The sequence below is a fragment of the Pseudomonas ovata genome (assembly GCF_003131185.1).
Lineage (GTDB): Bacteria > Pseudomonadota > Gammaproteobacteria > Pseudomonadales > Pseudomonadaceae > Aquipseudomonas > Aquipseudomonas ovata.
This window is the reverse complement of the sequence record NZ_QFFU01000006.1, coordinates 152965-171848: the sequence shown is the minus strand read 5'-3', so window position 1 is coordinate 171848 and position 18884 is coordinate 152965. Positions and strand designations below refer to the sequence as shown.

The following is an 18884-nucleotide window of genomic DNA, read 5'->3' as shown; positions in this document are numbered from 1 at the left end:
GGCCTTTCGCATGCGCGTGCTGATTATCGAAGACGAACAGAAAACCGCCGACTACCTGCACCGCGGCCTCAGCGAACAGGGCTACAGCGTGGACCTGGCCGCCGACGGTATCGAGGGCCTGCACCTGGGGCTGGAAAACGAGTACGCGGTGATCATCCTCGATGTGATGCTGCCGGGCCTCGATGGCTTCGGCGTGCTGCGGGCCTTGCGGGCACGCAAGCAGACCCCGGTGATCATGCTGACCGCCCGCGAGCAGGTCGACGACCGCATCCGCGGCCTGCGCGAAGGGGCCGATGACTACCTGGGCAAACCCTTCTCGTTTCTCGAGCTGGTTGCCCGCCTGCAGGCCCTGACCCGGCGCAGCGCCGCCCAGGAGCCGGTGCAGATCGGCATTGCCGACCTCTGGGTCGACCTGATCAGTCGCAAGGCCAGCCGTGCCGGCATACGCCTGGAGCTGACGGCCAAGGAGTTTTCACTGCTCAGCCTGCTGGCCCGCCGTCAGGGCGATATTCTGTCCAAGACCTCGATTGCCGAGCAGGTCTGGGACATCAATTTCGACAGCGACACCAATGTCGTGGAGGTGGCCATCAAGCGCCTGCGCGCCAAACTCGACGGTCCGCATGAACACAAGCTGCTGCACACCATCCGTGGCATGGGCTACGTGCTGGAAGACCGGCGTGCGCACTGATTCGATTGCCTGGCGCCTGGCCGGTCTGTTTGCGCTGGTGGCCTCCGGGGTGTTCCTGCTGATCGGCTGGGCGCTGTACCTGCAGGTCGACAAGCACCTGGACCTGCTGCCGGAAGCCGAAGTCGAGGCGCGCTACAGCGTGCTGGAATCGACCGTCAACCGCTTTGGCAATGCCGAGCACTGGGGCAAGATCAGGAACAAGCTGCACCTGCTCAGCGAGGAAGACAAACGCATTCGCTTCTGGGTGGTCAGTGCAGACCCCGCCTATGAATACGGCAACCCCGGCCCCGAGATACGCCGCTTTGCTCAGGGTGCGCCGGGCATGCGCGACCTGCTGTTGCCCGGCGAGCCGTTCCCGTACAAGGTGCTGATCAGTGAGTTTGTCGCCAGGGATCAGCGCCCTGCCCTGCGCTTTCTGATCGGCATCGACACCGAGACATTCAGGCAGACCCAGCATGCCTTGCTGGTCGCGCTGATCAGCCTGGCGATCATCGGCATCCTGCTGGCGTCGGTGCTGGGTTACTGGGTGGCGCGTATCGGCCTGCGGCCCCTGACCCAGCTGTCGCTGGAAGCACACAAGCTGTCGCCACCGCGCCTGTCCGGGCGCTTGCAGCTCTCGCCGTTGCCGCCGGAACTGGCGCAATTCGTGACCGCCTTCAACTCGACCCTGGGCCGGGTCGAACAGGCGTATTCGCGGCTGGAGTCGTTCAATGCCGACGTCGCCCACGAACTGCGCTCGCCACTGACCAACCTGATCGGCCAGACCCAGGTGGCGCTGACCCGCGGGCGTTCGGCCGAGCACTATTTCGAGGTGCTGCAATCGAACCTTGAAGAACTGGAACGCCTGCGCTCGATCATCAACGACATGCTGTTTCTGGCCAGCGCCGACCAGGGCAGCAAGGCCACGCCCCTGACCTGCGCTTCACTGGCCGAAGAAGTCGCCACCACCCTGGATTACCTGGATTTCATTCTCGAAGACGCCCAGGTCGAGGTGCAGGTGCACGGTGATGCCCATATGCCCATCGAGAAAGCCCAGTTGCGTCGTGCCCTGATCAACCTGCTGCACAACGCCGTGCAACACACCGCGCCTGGTCAGACGATCCAGGTGGCCATCGACAGCCTTGGGCAACAGGTGCGCATCGGCGTGAGCAACCCGGGCCCGCCCATCGCCGCCGAACACCTGCCCCAACTGTTCGAGCGCTTCTATCGGGTCGATGTCTCGCGCAGCAACAGCGGCGCCAACCATGGCCTGGGCCTGGCCATCGTCAAGGCCATTGCCCTGATGCACGGCGGTACGGTCTTCGTCGACAGCCGGGGCGGTTGCAATACGTTTGGCATCAACCTGCCACGCCCCTGAATGCATTCAGGACCGGCCAGGTTCGCAACGTTAGCCGCCGTGCGAAGGAAAACCTGTTATACCCTTGAGGACAAAACCAAACGCCGCAGGTCATAAAGGGTCTTTGTCATCGGCCCCAGAGTGCAGTCATGAACGCTCCCGCAGCCCAGTCTTCAACCTCATCTGGATGGACAAGCTCCGAACGCCTGCTGATCGGCGGCAGCCTGTTGTCGATGCTGGCGATCCTGTGCATTGTCGTGTACCTGCTGGCCCGTGAACGCAACGATGCCATGCAGTCGGCCTCGCGGGCGGCCACCAACACCATCAAGCTGATCGAGGCCGACATCCAGCGCAACGTCGAGCTGTATGACGCCTCGTTGACCGGCATGCTCAGCGCCTGGAACAGCCCGGACCTGCCTTTGCTGTCGCCGGCACTGCGCCAACGACTGCTGTTCGACCGCGCCAGTGCCGCACCCTACAAGGGCGATGTAGCCTTGCTGGACGCCCAGGGCAATGTACTGGCCGACCCGCTGCCCGGCCCGGCGCGCCAGGACAACTTCGCCGACCGCCGTTTTTTCATGCACCACCGCGACAGCCCCCTGCCCGGCCTGTACATCAGCGAGCCGTTCAAGGCACGCTGGGGCTTCAATGACTGGAACCTGGGTTTCAGCCGACGGCTGTCGGGCCCCAACGGCGAGTTTCGGGGGGTCGCCATCGCCGCCATGCGCCTGGCGTACTTCAGGCCCTTGTTCAGAAGCCAGTCGCTGGACCGCGACAGCAGCATCAGCCTGATCAATGCCAGCGGCATCCTGCTGGTGCGCGAACCGCAACTGAGCCCACTCGACCAGACCGGTGTCGATTTGAGCCAGTTGGCCAACTTCCAGCACATTCTCGAGTTGCCTGAAGGCAGCTTTGTCGGGCTGTCGATGAAGTTCGAGAGTGAGCGGCTCTATACCTTTTCCCGGGTCTCGGGTTTGCCGCTGATCGTGGTCATCGCCCAACCGGTGTCGGAGGTCTATGCCACCTGGCGGCGCAATGCCCTGCTGGTCGGCAGCGCCACCGGTGCTCTGTGCCTGGGCATCCTGTGGCTGACCTTTCTGCTGATTGGCGAGTTGCGCCGCCGCCAGCAAGCGGAGGGCGTCCTGGCCAACCTGGCGGCCACCGACGGGCTGACCGGCCTGCCCAACCGCCGCCAGCTCGACCGCACCCTGGCCATCGAATGGGCACGGGCCCAGCGCTCGGGCGAGCCGCTGTCGCTGCTGTTGCTGGATGTCGATCATTTCCGTCGCTTCAACGAACGTCACGGCCACCTGGGCGGTGACCAGGCCCTGCGTCAGGTGGCCGACAGCATTGCCGCCCATGTACGTCGTACCAGCGACCTGGCAGCGCGCTATGGCGGTGAGGAGTTTGCTGTGCTGCTGCCCGACACTGATCACGCCAGCGCACAGGCGATGGCCGAAGCCATTCGCCAGACCGTCATGCAACTGCCCACCTTCGAGCACGAGCAACAAGCCATTACCGTCAGTATCGGCGTGACCACCGGCCGGGTCGGCAAGGGCGACACCCTCGAATCGCTGATCGAAGCGGCTGACAAGGCGTTGTACAGCGCAAAAAACCGTGGCCGCAACCGGGTCGAGTTTCTTGAGTACGCACAAACGCAGACCGCCAGCCCTGCATAAGCGGCTGGCGGTTTTCATTGCAATCTTGAAGCGCGCTTGAAAGAGCGGCTCAGGCGTCTGTCAGGCGCTGCTTACAAGTTACAAGCCTCAGGACTGAGCGCGGACCTGGTCGCGCAGTGCCTTGACCTGATCATGATTGCGCTGGGTGCCGTCCAGTTGTTTCTGGATCAGGCTGACCACATTGTGCGGCAGGGCTTTTTCCTGCGCCTTGGCCAGTGCTTCATGGTAGGCCTTCAGGGCGTGGTCTTCACCGCGCTCGACTTCGTTCAGGATGGCCTCATCGCTTTTACCGGTGACCAGGGACTTCAGGTCGACCCAGGCGCGGTGCAGGGTGCCGCTGACGCTGGAAGAAGTTTCCGGATCGCCGCCCAAGGCGCGCACTTCGGCTTGCAGCTCGCGTACGGCGGTGGCGCAATCGGCGGCGTGGGCCAGGAAGAAGCGCTTCAGTTCAGGGTTTTTCAGGTCTTCGGCGCTGGTCTCAAAGCCTTTCTGACCATCCTTGCTGGTCTCGATCAGGTCGTTGAGCAGGTCGATCGATTCTTTGTTGATGTCAGTCATTTTCCATTTCCTTCCTAGGCAGTTGATACCAATGTTTGCAACTGAGGTATCAATTGCAGCGCCCGTGCCAGCTTTCAAAAAATAAAATTAATACTAAAAATCAATAAGTTATAAAGAATTTAAAAAATCCTGGCGTTGCGTTCTGCATGAAGTGTCGTTTTGCCTGCATGCAGAATGCAAGTCGGTGGAAGGGTCAGGCCAACGGACGTATCCGTCGCTTGAGCACGCCTGCCAGTCGCGCCCCGTACAGACCTGTGGCCAGGCCCGAGAGGATCAGAATCACGGCCATCACTTTTGTCGTCGACAACTGCTCGCCGAACATCAGCATCGACCCCAGCATGCCGAAGATGGGCACCAGCAGCGACAACGGCGCCACGGTAGAGACCGGGTACTGGCGCAGCAGCGAGTTCCATACCCAGTAGGCGAACAGGGTGTTGGGGTACACCTGGAACAGGATCGACAGCACCGTCGTCCGGTCGATGTGATTGACCAGCATCACGTACCCCTGGGTGCCATTGACCAGGTAGTCGAGCAGGAACAGCGGCAGGGGCGCGAAGGCGCAGGACCAGACCAGAAAGGCCAGCACCTGGGTGGTTCCGGCCTTCTTGATGATGATATTGGTGATGCTCCAGGCAAAGGCGCCCAGCAGTACCAGCAGCAGGCCAAGGAGGGTTACCGAACCGTCAGCCACGAAAATGATGCTCAGCAAACCGCCCAGGGCGATGACGATACCGGCCAGTTGATAGCGGCTGACGCGCTCCTTGAACACCCAGCCGCCCAGCAGCAAGGTAAAGAAGGCGCTGAACTGCAGCACCAGCGAAGCAATGCCCGCCGACAACCCCAGTTGAATGGCCAGGTTCACCGTCCCCCACATGCCGGTGCCGAATATCAGGCCGTAGCCGATGAGGTAGCGCCACGGCACATCGGGCCTTGGAATGAACAGGATGGCCGGCACGGCACAGAGTGTGAAGCGCAGCCCGGCCAGGATGAACGGATCGACCGTGGCCAGGCCCAGCTTGATGATGGAGAAATTCAGCCCCCACAGGGCAGTGATCAGGATGGCAAGCAGCAAGTGGTGCACTTTCATAAGGGCTTTTTCCGCACGTCAGGTCATGAAACGTTGGTCAGTGACTCATTGTTTTTATCGGCTTCGGCCAGCGTCATGCCACCAGAACACCAGGGCAGCGGCACTGATGGCCGCGCCCAGCAGGCACACCGCAAGCCAGCCCCACCACGCGTAGACCTGGGTGGCGGTGACTGCACCCAGCGCGCTGCCGGCTGAATAAAAGCACATGTACGCACCCACCAGGCGACTCTGCGCCTCAGGGCGGACGGCGAAGATCAGGCTCTGATTGGTCACGTGCACGGCCTGCACGGCGAAGTCGAGCAGGATAACCCCTGCCACCAGCGCCAGCCACGAGGTTTCGGCCCAGGCCGTGGGTAGCCACGACAGCAACAGCAGCGCCAGAGAAAGACCGGTCACCCGCTGTCCCAGCCCTTGATCAGCCCAGCGTCCGGCACGACTGGCCGCCAGCGCGCCGGCAAGGCCCGCCAGGCCGAACAGACCGACCTGGGTGTGTGAGAACGACAGTGGCGGCGCACTCAGCGGCAGGACCATCGCGGTCCATAGCACACTGAAGGCAGCAAAGATCAGCAAGGCGAACACCCCACGCGTGCGCAGCACCGGCTCGGAGATGAACAACCTGCAGGTCGATGCCACCAGCCCCCACCAGGAGTGCCTGACGGACGCGGCGGCGGTAACTGGCAGCTTTTTGTACAGCACCGCAGCCATGACCAGCATCAGCCCTGCCGACACCCCATACACCGCCCGCCAGCCAGCCAGGTCGGCAATCACCCCGCTGGTAAAGCGCGCCAGCAGGATGCCCAGCACCACGCCGCTGGTGACCGTGCCCACCGCCTGGCCACGTTGCGCAGGCTCAGCCAGGGTCGCTGCACACGCGACCACCACCTGAACCACCACGGCCAACAGGCCGACCAGCAGCATCGCCCCCAGCAGTATCGTCCAGTGCTGCGCCAACGCCACGACCGTCAGTGCCGCCGCCGACAGCAGCAACTGGCCGAGGATCAGCGTCCTGCGATCGAGCCGGTCACCCAACGGCACAATCAATAACAGGCCGGCGGCATAGCCGATCTGGGTGACAGTGACGACAACGCCGATCAGGCCGGGGCTGACGGCCAGGCTGCGAGCCATTGACGCGAGCAGCGGCTGGGCGAAATACACATTGGCCACAGCCAGTGCGCAGGTGACCGAGAACAGCCAGGTCAGTGCGCGTGAAAGTGCAGGTCCGGACTGTTCAGGTGTGACACGGGTGGGGGGCTGGAACTCATGGCGGGCCGTCATGCATTCGTCTCTGAATGAAAATGTGGTTTTATTTTAAAACCGGTTATTTGATTTCTATCGTTTCCGGTTTTAATCTGCAACCTGTTTTTTCAAGCCAAGGTGATGTGCATGGCCCGGCAAGCAACGCTGCAGACCAGCGAATGCCCTGTAGCAAGGACCCTGGAAGCGATTGGCGAGCGCTGGACACTGTTGATCATCCGCGACGCGTTCGACGACATTCGCCGCTTCGGTGATTTTCAGAAAAGCCTGGGCCTGGCCAAAAACATCCTGGCCGCACGCCTGAAAGTGCTGGTTGAATTGGGAATCTTCGAGATCTGTCCGGCCTCGGACGGCAGTGCCTACAAGGAATACGTGCTGACCGAGCGTGGCCGGGCCGTTTTCCCGATCGTGGTGGGCCTGCGCCAGTGGGGCGAACAGCACCTGTTCAAGGCCGGTGAAACCCACTCGGTGCTGCTGGACAAGGACAGTGACCAGCCGGTGGCCCGCCTTGAAGTCAGGTCTGTCGACGGCAAGCGGCTGGCGCCGCAGGATTGCCATCGACGTCGTGTCACTCGATAAGCCCTACCGTTTTTCGTTTTGCCAGGAACCTGAAGCATGAACCCGGAAACACTCAAACTGCTGGTCACCCGTGAAATGCCTTTCGGCAAATACAAGGGCCGGCTGCTGGCCGACCTGCCGGGGCATTACCTGAACTGGTTTGCCCGCGAAGGCTTTCCCAAGGGCGAGCTGGGCGCGCTGCTGGCGCTGATGCAGGAGATCGACCACAACGGCCTGAGCGAACTGCTCGACCCCCTGCGCACCCGCCCCCGTCAATTCGGCCCGTAGCGCGTAGAAGAAAACAGACGTGCGATCGGCATGAAAATCACCTCCGCAGGAGCGGCCAACGGTCGCGAAAAGGGCCGCCTGATTCACAGCGGCATTCGCGACCGTTGGTCGCTCAGACAGCGCGCCGCCTTGGCGGCGGGCTATATCCCGGGAGGAGCCAACAAGGTTCAGTCGAACAACGCCACCGCCTCTGCCGTGGCTTCCTGAATCCGGCCCCAGTCGCCATTCTTCACCCAGGCATTGTCGATCATCCAGCTGCCGCCCACGCACATGACGTTGGGCTGGGCGATGTAGTTCTTCAGGTTCTGGGCATTGACCCCGCCGGTCGGGCAGAAGCGCACTTCATTGAAAGGACCGCCCAGGGCCTTGAGCGCGGCCACGCCGCCGCTGACTTCGGCCGGGAACAGCTTGAAGCGCCGGTAACCCAGGCCATAGCCGATCATGATGTCCGAGGCACTGCTGATACCCGGCAACAGGGGCACCGTGCTTGGCACCGACGCTTGCAACAGCTCCAGCGTGCTGCCAGGGGTGACGATGAACTGCGCGCCGGCCGCCTCGGCCTCGGCCAGCGAATGACGGTCCAGAATGGTCCCGGCACCGACGATCAGTTCAGGGCGTTGCTCGCGCAGCACGCGAATGGCGTCCAGGCCGAAGGCCGAACGCAGGGTCACTTCCAGCACCGTCAGGCCACCGGCGGCCAGCGCATCGGCCAGCGGCAGGACATCCTGCGCACGGGCGATGGTGATCACCGGCAGGATTTTGGCCTTGGCGCACAGTGCATCGATCCGGGCCGTCTTGCTCGCCATGCTGTCAAGCGGCTGATTGTTTTCATAATGGGTCATGGCGATGGTTTCCTCAGGCCCTACGGGCACCAATAGATCTCTAGGGACAGGTTAAGAAAGGCACGTACCGGCATTTGCGCCAGGTCCGTGCCGTCGAGCGCCACGCGCAGGGTGTGGAGCTTGGATTTGCCGGACACCGACAGGATCGGTGCACGGGCCGAGGCCAGCAGGCGACGGGTCAGGGTCAGGCGCTGGTGCGGCACGCTTGGCGCCAGCATGGGCAGGCAGCGACGCTCGCCCTGCTCGTCCAGCGCTTCGGCCAGGTTCGGGCTGCCGGGGAACAGCGAGGCGGTATGGCCGTCATCGCCCATGCCCAGCACCAGGACATCGATCGGCGGCAGTTCGGCCAGCAGGCGGTCGGCCTGCTCGGCGGCGACCTCAAGGCTGGGTGCCACGCTATACAGGCCGATGAATCTGGCCTCGGCCGCCGCGCCTTGCAGCAGGTGACGCTGCACCAAAGCGGCGTTGCTGTCGGGGTGCTCGACCGGCACCCAGCGCTCATCGGCCAGGCTGATCACCACCCGCGCCCAGTCCAGCGGTTGCACGGCCAGGTGCTCGAAAAAGGCCACCGGACTGCGCCCGCCGGACACCACCAGGGTGGCCGTGCCGTTCTGGGCAATGGCGGTACGCAGGCGCTCGGCGACATTGAGCGCCAGGGCTTGCGCCAGTTGCTGGGGGGTGTCGAAGTCGTGGGCTGTCAGGCCCGCCGGCAGTTGCAATTCACATATCGCCATACCAGGATCTCCCGTCTCGCGTAATAAGGGCTATGGAACTCATCGGTCCCCAGGACCCGGCGGCGTAGGGCTTGGGCGCATCGCCCGCTTTCTTCCAGCCGGCGATCAGTTGATCGCACCACTGCCAGGCGTATTCGATTTCATCCTTGCGCACGAACAGGTTCTGGTTGCCGCGCATCACTTCCAGCAACAACCGCTCGTAGGCATCGGGCACCCGCGCGCTGCGGTAGGTGTCGGAAAAATTCAGGTTCAACGGGCCGCTGCGCAGCTGCATGCCCTTGTCCAGGCCCTGGTCCTTGGTCATCACCTGCAGGGAAATGCCCTCGTCGGGCTGCAGGCGGATGATCAGCCGGTTGCTGATCTGCAGGCGCTGCTCGGGGGCAAAGATGTAGTGCGGCGGCTCCTTGAAGTGGATCACGATCTGCGACAGCTTCTGCGGCATGCGCTTGCCGGTACGCAGGTAGAACGGCGTGCCCGACCAGCGCCAGTTGCGAATGTCGGCGCGCAGCGCGACGAAGGTCTCGGTGTCACTCTCGGTGTTGGAGTTTTCTTCCTCCAGGTAACCGGGCACCGATTTGCCTTCGCTGTAGCCGGCGGCGTACTGGCCACGCACCACTTGGGTCGCCAGGCGCTCGGGCGTGAACGGCGCCAGGGCCTTGAGCACCTTGACCTTTTCGTCACGAATGCTGTCGGCCGACAGGTCGCTGGGCGGGTCCATGGCGATCAGGCACAGCAACTGCAGCAGGTGATTCTGGATCATGTCGCGCAACTGGCCGGCCTGGTCGAAATAGCCCCAGCGCCCCTCGATGCCGACTTTCTCGGCCACGGTGATTTCCACGTGGGAGATGTGGTTCTGGTTCCACTGGGTTTCGAACAGGCTGTTGGCAAAGCGCAGGGCGATCAGGTTCTGCACCGTGTCCTTGCCCAGGTAGTGATCGATACGGTAGACACGGTTCTCCGGGAAGAACCGCGCCACGGCATCGTTGACCCGCTTGGACGAGGCCAGGTCATGACCGATGGGCTTCTCCAGCACGGCGCGGGTGCGGGCGCTCAGGCCCACGGCATCCAGGTTTTCGCAGATGGCCCCATAGACCGCCGCGGGCGTGGCGAAGTAAGCAATCAGGGTGTCGACATCGGCCACCTGCCCGGCCAGGTCGTGATAGCCCTCGACCTTGAGAAAGTCCAGGTGCAAGTAGCTCAGGCGCGCCAGAAAACGGGTGACATGCTCGCCTTCAAGTTCGGCGTCGGGAATGAAGCGGCGCATGGCCTCATGGATGGCGGCCAGGTGCGAGGCCGGCTCGCCAGCCTCGCGCGCCAGGGCGATGATGCGGGTGTCTTCATGCAACAGGCCGGCACGGTCGAGCTGATAAAGAGCCGGGAACAGTTTGCGCACAGCCAGGTCGCCAAGGGCACCAAACAAGGCGAATGTGCACGGTTCAACCGTAATCAGGGGCATAATGTTGGTTCTTTTATCAAGTTAGACTACAAATACCTTTTTTAAAGGCGTTTCTCAAGGCCATATGTAGTAATAACCACAACATTTTATCGAAAACCTCATACCAGTGGTGATTCACACAGCCTCTGAGTACGATAGGCCACCTTTGCTACAGGCTAAAGGGGGCATTTGGAGTCCCCTGTACAAAACGCTGCCCGCTAGCCCCCACAAGGATCAGGAATGGACCGCACACGAAATTTGCTGGAGCAGATCCAGAACCGACTCCTGGAATTGAACAAGGCCGAGCGCAAGGTCGCCGAAGTCATCCTGCTCAACCCGCAGATGGCCACCCGACTGAGCATTGCCGCCCTGGCCCAGGCGGCCAAGGTCAGCGAACCGACGGTCAATCGTTTCTGCCGTTCGTTCAGCGTCAGCGGTTATCCTGAACTCAAGCTGCAACTGGCCCAGAGCCTGGCCAGTGGTGCGGCCTATGTCAGCCGTGCGGTCGAGCCCGATGACAATCCGGAAGCCTACACCCAGAAAATTTTCGGCAGTGCCATAGCCTCGCTCGACAGCGCCTGCCAGCAACTGGATCCGGCGCAGATCAGCCGCGCCGTGGACATGCTGATCCAGGCCCGGCAGATCCACTTTTTCGGCCTGGGCGCCTCGGCGCCGGTGGCGCTGGATGCCCAGCACAAGTTCTTTCGCTTCAACCTAGCGGTCAGCGCCCATGCCGACGTGCTGATGCAGCGCATGCTGGCCTCGGTGGCGCACACGGGCGATCTGTTCGTGATCATCTCCTACACCGGCCGCACCCGTGATCTGGTCGAAGTCGCCCGCCTGGCACGCAGCAGCGGCGCCTCGGTGCTGGGCCTGACTGCCGCCGGCTCGCCGCTGGCCCAGGCGTGCAGCGTCAGCCTGCACATCCCGCTGCCCGAAGACACCGACATCTACATGCCCATGACCTCGCGCATCATCCAGCTCACCGTGCTGGACGTGCTTGCCACCGGCATGACCCTGCGCCGTGGCGTGGACTTCCAGCCGCATTTGCGCAAGATCAAGGAAAGCCTCAACGACAGCCGCTACCCGCTGGATGACCAAGGGTAGGACCGGTTTTGGCCGGGACCCCATGATCGGTATCCCTCCGGTGTAGGAGCGCGCTCTGCCCGCGACCGAGTGCGCTAGCGCTCGCAAAATTGTGGCGTTTCATAGATCCCGGATGGGTTAGCAGTCATACATTTGTGGCGTTTCCGAAATTTTGCGAGCGCTTCGCACTCGGTCGCGGGCAAGCGCGCTCCTACAGATCAGGGGGTTGCCAGATCAGGGGGTTGCGGCTCGCCAGGACGGCGCGCGTGAAGTTCAGTGCGCCAGTTGTGCCTGCAGGCTCAGGCTGGCCTGCTGGCCGGGGCGCAGGCCCTGGCCTTCGCCGGAGCCGCACACCGCTTCGACCCTGACGAAACCTGTGCTTTCAATACCACTGACGCCCAGCAGCGGGCGGCTGCCGGGGTGCCAGACAGCGGTGCCGGCGCTGCTGCCGGTGTCGATGTTCAACCGGCGCTGCCAGGCCAGGTCCTGAAGCTGCACCGCGCCTTCATGCTCGAACAATCGCTCGCAGCCGCCCAGCACACGCAGTTCGCCATGCTGTCGGCACGCCTGACGCCGCAATTGATCGTAGCCTTGCGCACCGTCCAGGCCTTGCAGGGCGACTTCAGCCACATCACTGATCTGCCAGTAGGCATGCAGCGCATGGCTGAAATGACAGGGCTCGCTGTCCTGATGGCGGGTGCTCAGGCGCAGGTTCATGCCCTGGCCCAGCTCCGCATGCAGATCCACCTGCCAGTCCCATAGCTGCAATTGCCAGTGCATCTGCACGCAGTCTTCATCGCTCTGGCTGTCGATGAGTGTCCAGTTCAGCAGGCGCGCCCAGCCATGCGCCGGCCAGCCGCCCTCCTCCGGGTGTCGTCCGTACCAGGGCCAGCACACCGGCACGCCGCCACGAATCGCCCCGACTTGCGGCCATTGCGCCGCACACCACAACCAGGGCTTTTGTCCACGCGGTTGAAAGTGCAGCAATTGCGCACCCTGGCGGCTGAACACCGCCTGGCAATGCGGGTGCTCGATCACCAGCACCTCACGCGCCTGAAAGCGTTCCCATTCAAAGGTCGCACGCGGACGCTGCGCCGTGAAAAACCGCTGCAATGGATGCTCGTGCATCGGCACTTCCTTGATCAACATGACGCATCAGGCCATCGAATGGTTCATAGCATGACCTGAACCGGAAATATTGGCAGCCAAAAAAAACGGGCAGCCTGGCTGCCCGCAAAGCACACACGACCCGATCAGAATTTGGTCTGGATCTTCAGGCCGGCCACCAGCGCATCGTCCACCTTGTCGACACCGCCCGGATGACGGATGTATTGCAGGTTGGGACGCACGGTCAGCCAGTTGGTGACATGGAAGCCGTAGTAGATTTCAGAGTTGTACTCGGTGTCCTGCACGGGCAGGAAGGCCGGGTTGTCGTAATCGTTGATGTTATTGAGCTGGTTGACCAGCCGGCGGCGGTCCTGGGCGTCGTCGTTGACATGGATACGCGCCACACCGATGCCGATGTCATCCTTGGGCCGCGAGTCGAACGGGCCTTTGTAGACCAGGCCGATCTGCTGGAAGTTATCGATGTAGTTGGTGTCCTTGTCGTGCACCGTGGCTGCGGCAAACACGGTCAGGCCACGCGAGGCATCGCCGTTGTGCGCGGTCAGTTGCTGGGTCGCCATGATCCAGCCACCGTGCTTGCTGCCATGCGACTTGAAGGCCCCGCCGCTGATCGGCTGTGGCTGGCCGTTGGCACCTTCGTAGACATCGTCGGCGTCCGGGCTGCTGTGGTAGTAACCCAGGCGGTACTCGCCGGGCAGCGAGTTGACCTTCGGACTCCAGACCACTTCGACCGGCACGATGGTGCCCTGGCTGCCACTGCCGCTGAGCTTGAAGCCGTTGCCGATTTCCAGGTTGGATGGGTTCTGCTCGAAGACCCCGATCTGGGCGAAGAACTCCGGCGTGATGTTGTACTTGGCGCTCAATGCCCACTGGCTGACCGGCCAGTTGTACCAGGTACTGACGTAGTTGGCCGGCTGCGCGCCGCACAGGGTCAGGTTCTGGAAGTCGCACGGTGCCGAAGCAAACTCTTCACCCGGCCCGAAGCGGCCGAACTTGACGTCCAGGGCGCCATCGAACAGCTTCTGCTTGATCCACATCTGGGTCAGGCGCCAGGTCTGGCCACGCCCCCAGACTTCCTGCGACGAGCTGAGGGTGCCGGCACGCGGGTCGCCGATGCGGTCATTGGAAATGTTACGGCCACTACGCTCGGTGATCGCCAGCTTGAACTCGGCGCCCTGCCAGCCAAAGGCCTTTTGCAGGTCGACCTTCAGGCCAAAGGCAAACTGATCGGCATAGCGTGCGGTGACATCATCGTTATAGCCGCCGTTGATATTGCTGGCCGTTTCGCTGACGTACTCCAGCGACAGGTCATAGCCCTTGTCGAGCAACTCCGTACGCAGCCCGCCCCAGTCGCCGGTCATCCATGGCGAGTCGGCGCTGAAGGCACCGGCCGCCTGGGCGCTGCCGGCCAGGGCCAGCGTGCCCAGCACCGACAGTTTGCAGGCCCAATAGAGTCGCGAGCGCGCGGCTGTGTTGATGTTCTTCATCCCTTCGATCCTCGATTTATTGTTATTGGCTTTTTTAGGTTTACAACGTTCGACAGACTTGCTCGACGTCACTGCCGGGCAGAGCAGGCACTGCCCGGCAGCGCAACAATCACTTGCGGTTCAACTGGGTCACGTTGCCGGCGCGCTCGGCAGCGGCCGGCGCGCCCAACGCGCCCAGGCGCTCGCCGGTGGCGGCGTCGAACAGCAACACCCGCGACGGATCGAACTGCAGGTTCAGGCTCTCGCCAGGCAAGGGAGCCTGATCCGGGGCCAGGCGGCAGCAGACCTTGGTCTGGTTGAGCGTGATGAACACCAGGGTGTCAGGCCCGGTGGGCTCGACCACTTGCACTTCGGCACGAATGCCCGGCTGCCCGTTGGTCTCGCTGCCGGCCAGGGCGATCTGCTCGGGCCGCACACCCAGAATCACTTCGCGGTCTTCAAGCCCCGGTTCATTGAACGCCAGGGGCAGCTCGCAACGCGCCTGGCCACTGTCGAGCAGCGCGATCAGGCGCCCGTCGCGACGTTGCAGGCGCAGGGGGATGAAGTTCATCGGCGGCGAGCCGATGAAGCTGGCCACGAACTGGTTGGCCGGGTCGTTGTAGATTTCACGCGGGGTGCCGAACTGCTGGACGATGCCGTCCTTCATCACCGCCACCTTGTCGCCCAGGGTCATGGCCTCGATCTGGTCGTGGGTGACATACACCGTGGTGGTCTTGAGGCGCTGATGCATCAGCTTCATTTCGGTGCGCATCTCGACCCGCAGCTTGGCATCGAGGTTGGACAACGGTTCGTCGAACAGGTAGATCTTCGGCCGCCGCGCCAGGGCCCGGCCCATGGCCACGCGCTGTTGCTGGCCACCGGACAACTGGCCGGGCTTGCGTTCAAGCAGGTGCTCGATCTGCAACAGGCGCGCCACGCGGCTGACTTCTTCGTCGATCTCGGCCTTGGGCAGCTTGCGGATCTTCAAGCCGAACTCGATGTTCTCGCGCACGCTCATGGTCGGGTACAGCGCATAGGACTGGAACACCATGGCGATGTCACGATCCTTGGGGCTGGTGTTGCTGACGTCCTGGCCGTCGATCAGGATCGCCCCGCCACTGATGCCTTCCAGCCCGGCGATGCAGTTCATCAGGGTCGACTTGCCACACCCGGACGGACCGACCAGGATCAGGAACTCGCCGTCCCTGATTTTCAGTTCGATGTTTTTCAGGGTGTCCGGCAGGCTGGCACCGTAGGTCTTGTTTACATTTCGAAGTTCGAGAGTCGCCATGGTTGATCCCTTGATTCAGCCCTTGACCGCGCCGGCTGTGAGCCCACGCAGGAAATACTTGCCGGCCAGGATGTAGACCAGCAGTGTCGGCAGCCCGGCGATCATCGCCGCTGCCATGTCTACGTTGTATTCCTTGGCCCCGGTGCTGGTGTTGACCAGATTGTTCAGGGCCACGGTGATGGGCTGCGAATCGCCACTGGAGAACACCACGCCGAACAGGAAATCGTTCCAGATCTGGGTGAACTGCCAGATCAGGCAGACCATGATGATCGGCGTCGACATCGGCAGCACGATGCGCCAGAAGATGGTGAAGAACCCCGCGCCATCGAGTCGCGCCGCGCTGACCAGCGCCTGGGGCACGGTCACGTAGAAGTTGCGAAAGAACAGCGTGGTAAAGGCCAGGCCATACACCACATGGATGAACACCAGGCCCGTGGTGGTGTTGGCCAGGCCCATCTTGCCCAACGTGAAGGACGCCGGCAGCAGCACGGTCTGGAACGGCAGGAAGCAGCCGAACAGCAGCAGGCCGAAGAACAGCTGCGAGCCGCGAAAGCGCCACATCGACAGCACATAACCATTGAGCGCGCCGATGGCGGTGGAAATGATCACCGCCGGAATGGTGATGCGCATCGAGTTCCAGAAGTAGCCATCGACGATGTCCCAGGCCTTGATCCAGCCGATCACCGTAACCACCGTCGGCCAGCTCAGCAGGTTGCCGCTGCCAATGTCTTCAGGGGTCTTGAGGCTGGTCAGCAGCATGACCACCAGCGGCACCAGGTAAACCAGGCAGGCCAGCAGCAGCACGGCATGGATCAACACGCGGCTGGCACTCAAGCCTGAATTGAATCCGACAGGGTTAGCCATTGCGTTTGGTCCTCAGTTCGGAATACAGGTACGGCACCAGGATCGCCAGGATGGCGCCCAGCATCAGCATGGCGCTGGCCGAGCCCATGCCCATCTGCCCGCGGCTGAAGGTAAAGGCGTACATGAACAGCGCCGGCAGGTCCGAGGCGTAGCCGGGGCCCCCGGCGGTCATCGCCGACACCAGGTCGAAGCTCTTGATGGCGATGTGCGCCAGGATCATCACCGCACTGAAAAACACCGGCCGCAGGCTGGGCAGCACCACCCGCCAGTAGATCAGCGGCAGGCTGGCGCCATCCATTTGCGCGGCGCGGATGATCGACTGGTCGACGCTGCGCAGGCCGGCCAGAAACAGCGCCATCACAAACCCGGATGACTGCCACACCGCCGCGATCACCAGGCAGTAGACCACCCGGTCAGGATCGACCAGCCAGTCCATGCGAAAGCCTTCCCAGCCCCAGTCGCGCAGCATCTTGTCCAGGCCCAGGCCAGGGTTGAGCAGCCACTTCCAGGCGGTGCCGGTGACGATCATCGACAGGGCCATGGGGTACAGGTAAATGGTGCGGATCGCCCCTTCTCGGCGAATGCGCTGGTCGAGCAGCACCGCCAGGATCACGCCGATGACCAGGCTGATGACGATGAACAAGCCGCCGAACACCAGCAGGTTCTTGCTTGCCACCCACCAACGGTCGTTGTCCATGAGCCGGGCGTACTGGCTCAGCCCCGCCCACTGGTAGTTGGGCAGGAAGGTGGAGCGGGTGAACGACAGCACCAGCGTCCAGAGGATGTAGCCGTAGAAGCCCACCAGTACGATGAGCATGCTCGGCGCCAGCACCAGCCTGGGCAGCCAGCGCTGCAGGGCATCGAAGGGCGAGGCCTTGGTGAAAACTGCGACAGAACTCATTGTAAGCATCCAGTCGGGTCGAATTCGGGCCGCAGGGCGCCGTGAAACCGTTATCGGGTTTCATCGGCATGCACGGCGGAAAGTGCCGCCCGTGCGGGCGGCCAGGTCAGGGTCTTACTTGGCGGACTTGATCGCCGAGTTCAGCCGTTGCGCCGCCTTGGCCGGGTCGGCCTGCGGATCGTTGATGTAGTTGGTCACCACATCGAAGATGGCGCCCTGCACGGCCAGCGAGGTGGCCATGTTGTGCGCCATGCTCGGTTGCAGGCCGCCATTGCCGGCATCTTTCAGGAAGTCCTTGGCCGAGGCCTGGGCGCAGGCGTCGAAACCGTATTTATCCATGTTGGCCTGCATGTCCTTGCGCACCGGGATGGACCCCTTGTTGATGCTGAAGACCTTCTGGAAGTCCTCACCCAGCGCGACCTTGGCCAGGTCCTGCTGGGCGGCGATGTCACCCTTGCGATCGGCATTGAGCTTGAACACGGCCAGCGAGTCGACGTTGTAGGTAAAGGCGTTGGCCGTGCCCGGGAAAGGCACGCACTGGTAATCCTTGCCGGCCACCTTTTTGGCTGCGGTCCATTCACTCTTGGCCCAGTCACCCATGATCTGCATGCCGGCCTTGCCGTTGATGACATCGGCCGCGGCGATGTTCCAGTCGCGCCCGGCGCGGTTGGCGTCCATGTAGGTGGCGACTTTCTTGAGTGCCTCGAAAGACTTGACCATTTCGGGACCGGTCAGGGTTTTTTCGTCCAGCTCGACGAACGCTTGCTGGTAGCCCTTGGGGCCCATGACCGAGAGCACCACGTTCTCGAACACGGTGCTGTCCTGCCATGGCTGGCCGCCATGGGCCAGGGCGATGAAGCCGGCGGCCTTGAGTTTGTCGGCGGCGGCATAGAACTCTTCGAGAGTGGTCGGCGCCTGGGCGACCCCGGCCTTTTTCAGGACCTCGGGGTTGACCCACAGCCAGTTGACCCGGTGGACATTGACCGGCACGGCCACATAGTCACCGTCGAACTTGACGATGTCGGAGACTTTCTTGTCGAGTAGTTCATCCCACTTTTCCTGCTTGGCGACGTCCTTCAGGACATCGGTGCCGAGCAGGCCGGTGGAGCCCCAATCCTGAATGTCCGGGCCCTTGATCTGCGCCACACCCGGCGGGTTGCCGGACACCGCACGGCTCTTGAGCACGGTCATGGCTGTCGCACCGCCCCCGCCGGCCACGGCGCCGTCCTTCCAGGCAAAGCCATCTTTCTCGACCTGCGCCTTGAGCACATCGACTGCCGCCTTTTCGCCACCGGACGTCCACCAGTGCACGACTTCGACCGAGCCTTTGGACTCATCGGCAACCGCGGCAAGAGGGAGTAACGAAGCGAGGGAGATAATCACAGCGAGCGGTGACAGAGCATTCATCGATAAAACCTTCTTGTTGTTATGGGGTGCATTGCAGGTCTGATGCCTGCGCTTGAAAGCAGCATAACCAAGCCCGATGGCTGCTCGGTAACGAAGGGATGCTGATTGGTCACAGACTGGTGACATTCAGTGGCAATGCAATGGCATCTTCACCCGACAAACCTGGCCCCCGGTAGGAGCGCGCTTGCCGGAATGCCGGACCACCGCGACCGAGTGCGTAGCGCTCGCAAAATCTCGGAAACGCCACAAATTCATGGCTGTGAACACATTCAAAATTTGCGAAAC

Annotated in this window: 18 protein-coding genes; 6 read left to right on the top strand and 12 right to left on the bottom strand. The window is 62.6% G+C overall.

The window, feature by feature from the left end:
• Window positions 1-10: 10 nt before the first annotated feature.
• The 3 genes from DGA31_RS10975 to DGA31_RS10965 all read left to right on the top strand — a co-directional run bounded on the left by DGA31_RS10975 (window position 11) and on the right by DGA31_RS10965 (window position 3703).
• On the top strand, window positions 11-688 hold the full coding sequence (locus DGA31_RS10975) for a heavy metal response regulator transcription factor (RefSeq protein WP_056841552.1): 678 nt from the start codon (window positions 11-13) through the stop codon (window positions 686-688).
• Complete coding sequence (locus DGA31_RS10970; RefSeq protein WP_109512529.1) at window positions 678-2045, top strand: heavy metal sensor histidine kinase; 1368 nt, start codon at window positions 678-680, stop codon at window positions 2043-2045. The genes DGA31_RS10975 and DGA31_RS10970 overlap by 11 nt, the downstream gene beginning before the upstream one ends.
• A 128-nt stretch (window positions 2046-2173) precedes the next feature.
• Window positions 2174-3703 carry a GGDEF domain-containing protein gene (locus DGA31_RS10965; protein ID WP_109512528.1) on the top strand — a complete coding sequence of 510 codons (1530 nt, stop codon included), beginning with the start codon at window positions 2174-2176 and terminating at the stop codon, window positions 3701-3703.
• A gap of 87 nt (window positions 3704-3790) precedes the next feature.
• Here DGA31_RS10965 and DGA31_RS10960 read toward each other — a convergent pair whose 3' ends face one another.
• The 3 genes from DGA31_RS10960 to DGA31_RS10950 all read right to left on the bottom strand — a co-directional run bounded on the left by DGA31_RS10960 (window position 3791) and on the right by DGA31_RS10950 (window position 6623).
• Window positions 3791-4261: a ferritin-like domain-containing protein gene (locus DGA31_RS10960; RefSeq protein ID WP_109512527.1), complete on the bottom strand. Its 471-nt coding sequence runs from the start codon at window positions 4259-4261 to the stop codon at window positions 3791-3793.
• A 193-nt stretch (window positions 4262-4454) separates the two neighbouring features.
• Window positions 4455-5348 (bottom strand): EamA family transporter, encoded by an 894-nt coding sequence (locus tag DGA31_RS10955; protein ID WP_109512526.1) that lies wholly within the window; start codon window positions 5346-5348, stop codon window positions 4455-4457.
• A gap of 54 nt (window positions 5349-5402) precedes the next feature.
• The gene (locus DGA31_RS10950; RefSeq protein WP_109512525.1) at window positions 5403-6623 is read right to left on the bottom strand and encodes an MFS transporter; all 1221 of its coding nucleotides are present in this window, start codon (window positions 6621-6623) and stop codon (window positions 5403-5405) included.
• 108 nt (window positions 6624-6731) lie between these two features.
• Between DGA31_RS10950 and DGA31_RS10945 the strand changes: the two genes are divergently transcribed.
• Both DGA31_RS10945 and DGA31_RS10940 read left to right on the top strand, forming a co-directional pair.
• Window positions 6732-7181 (top strand): winged helix-turn-helix transcriptional regulator, encoded by a 450-nt coding sequence (locus tag DGA31_RS10945; RefSeq protein WP_109512524.1) that lies wholly within the window; start codon window positions 6732-6734, stop codon window positions 7179-7181.
• Window positions 7182-7217: 36 nt separating this feature from the next.
• Window positions 7218-7448: a DUF3820 family protein gene (locus tag DGA31_RS10940; protein ID WP_056841559.1), complete on the top strand. Its 231-nt coding sequence runs from the start codon at window positions 7218-7220 to the stop codon at window positions 7446-7448.
• 167 nt (window positions 7449-7615) lie between these two features.
• Here the strand turns inward: DGA31_RS10940 and DGA31_RS10935 are convergent, their stop codons facing one another.
• From DGA31_RS10935 to zwf, 3 genes are read right to left on the bottom strand one after another with little or no spacing between them, the layout of a single operon-like run.
• Window positions 7616-8290, bottom strand: a complete 675-nt coding sequence (locus DGA31_RS10935) for a bifunctional 4-hydroxy-2-oxoglutarate aldolase/2-dehydro-3-deoxy-phosphogluconate aldolase (protein WP_109512523.1) — start codon at window positions 8288-8290, stop codon at window positions 7616-7618.
• 20 nt (window positions 8291-8310) lie between these two features.
• Window positions 8311-9024 (bottom strand): 6-phosphogluconolactonase, encoded by a 714-nt coding sequence (gene pgl, locus DGA31_RS10930; RefSeq protein ID WP_109512522.1) that lies wholly within the window; start codon window positions 9022-9024, stop codon window positions 8311-8313.
• On the bottom strand, window positions 9011-10480 hold the full coding sequence (gene zwf, locus DGA31_RS10925; protein WP_056841562.1) for a glucose-6-phosphate dehydrogenase: 1470 nt from the start codon (window positions 10478-10480) through the stop codon (window positions 9011-9013). Before zwf ends, pgl begins: the two co-directional genes overlap by 14 nt.
• Window positions 10481-10699: 219 nt before the next feature.
• Between zwf and DGA31_RS10920 the strand changes: the two genes are divergently transcribed.
• Window positions 10700-11566 (top strand): MurR/RpiR family transcriptional regulator, encoded by an 867-nt coding sequence (locus DGA31_RS10920; RefSeq protein ID WP_056841563.1) that lies wholly within the window; start codon window positions 10700-10702, stop codon window positions 11564-11566.
• 252 nt (window positions 11567-11818) lie between these two features.
• On the opposite strand, the gene DGA31_RS10915 is transcribed toward DGA31_RS10920, so the two are convergent.
• The 6 genes from DGA31_RS10915 to DGA31_RS10890 form a co-directional block, all read right to left on the bottom strand.
• The gene (locus DGA31_RS10915; RefSeq protein WP_056841796.1) at window positions 11819-12673 is read right to left on the bottom strand and encodes a D-hexose-6-phosphate mutarotase; all 855 of its coding nucleotides are present in this window, start codon (window positions 12671-12673) and stop codon (window positions 11819-11821) included.
• A 125-nt stretch (window positions 12674-12798) separates the two neighbouring features.
• Window positions 12799-14157, bottom strand: coding sequence for a carbohydrate porin (locus DGA31_RS10910; RefSeq protein WP_056841564.1), 1359 nt, complete (start codon window positions 14155-14157; stop codon window positions 12799-12801).
• A 109-nt stretch (window positions 14158-14266) separates the two neighbouring features.
• Entirely contained in the window at window positions 14267-15427 is a 1161-nt protein-coding gene (locus DGA31_RS10905) for an ABC transporter ATP-binding protein (RefSeq protein WP_109512521.1), read from the bottom strand.
• 15 nt (window positions 15428-15442) lie between these two features.
• Window positions 15443-16291, bottom strand: coding sequence for a carbohydrate ABC transporter permease (locus DGA31_RS10900; RefSeq protein ID WP_056841566.1), 849 nt, complete (start codon window positions 16289-16291; stop codon window positions 15443-15445).
• Window positions 16284-17192: a carbohydrate ABC transporter permease gene (locus tag DGA31_RS10895; protein WP_056841567.1), complete on the bottom strand. Its 909-nt coding sequence runs from the start codon at window positions 17190-17192 to the stop codon at window positions 16284-16286. The genes DGA31_RS10900 and DGA31_RS10895 overlap by 8 nt, the downstream gene beginning before the upstream one ends.
• A gap of 114 nt (window positions 17193-17306) precedes the next feature.
• The gene (locus DGA31_RS10890) at window positions 17307-18599 is read right to left on the bottom strand and encodes an ABC transporter substrate-binding protein (protein ID WP_109512520.1); all 1293 of its coding nucleotides are present in this window, start codon (window positions 18597-18599) and stop codon (window positions 17307-17309) included.
• Window positions 18600-18884 lie beyond the last annotated feature (285 nt).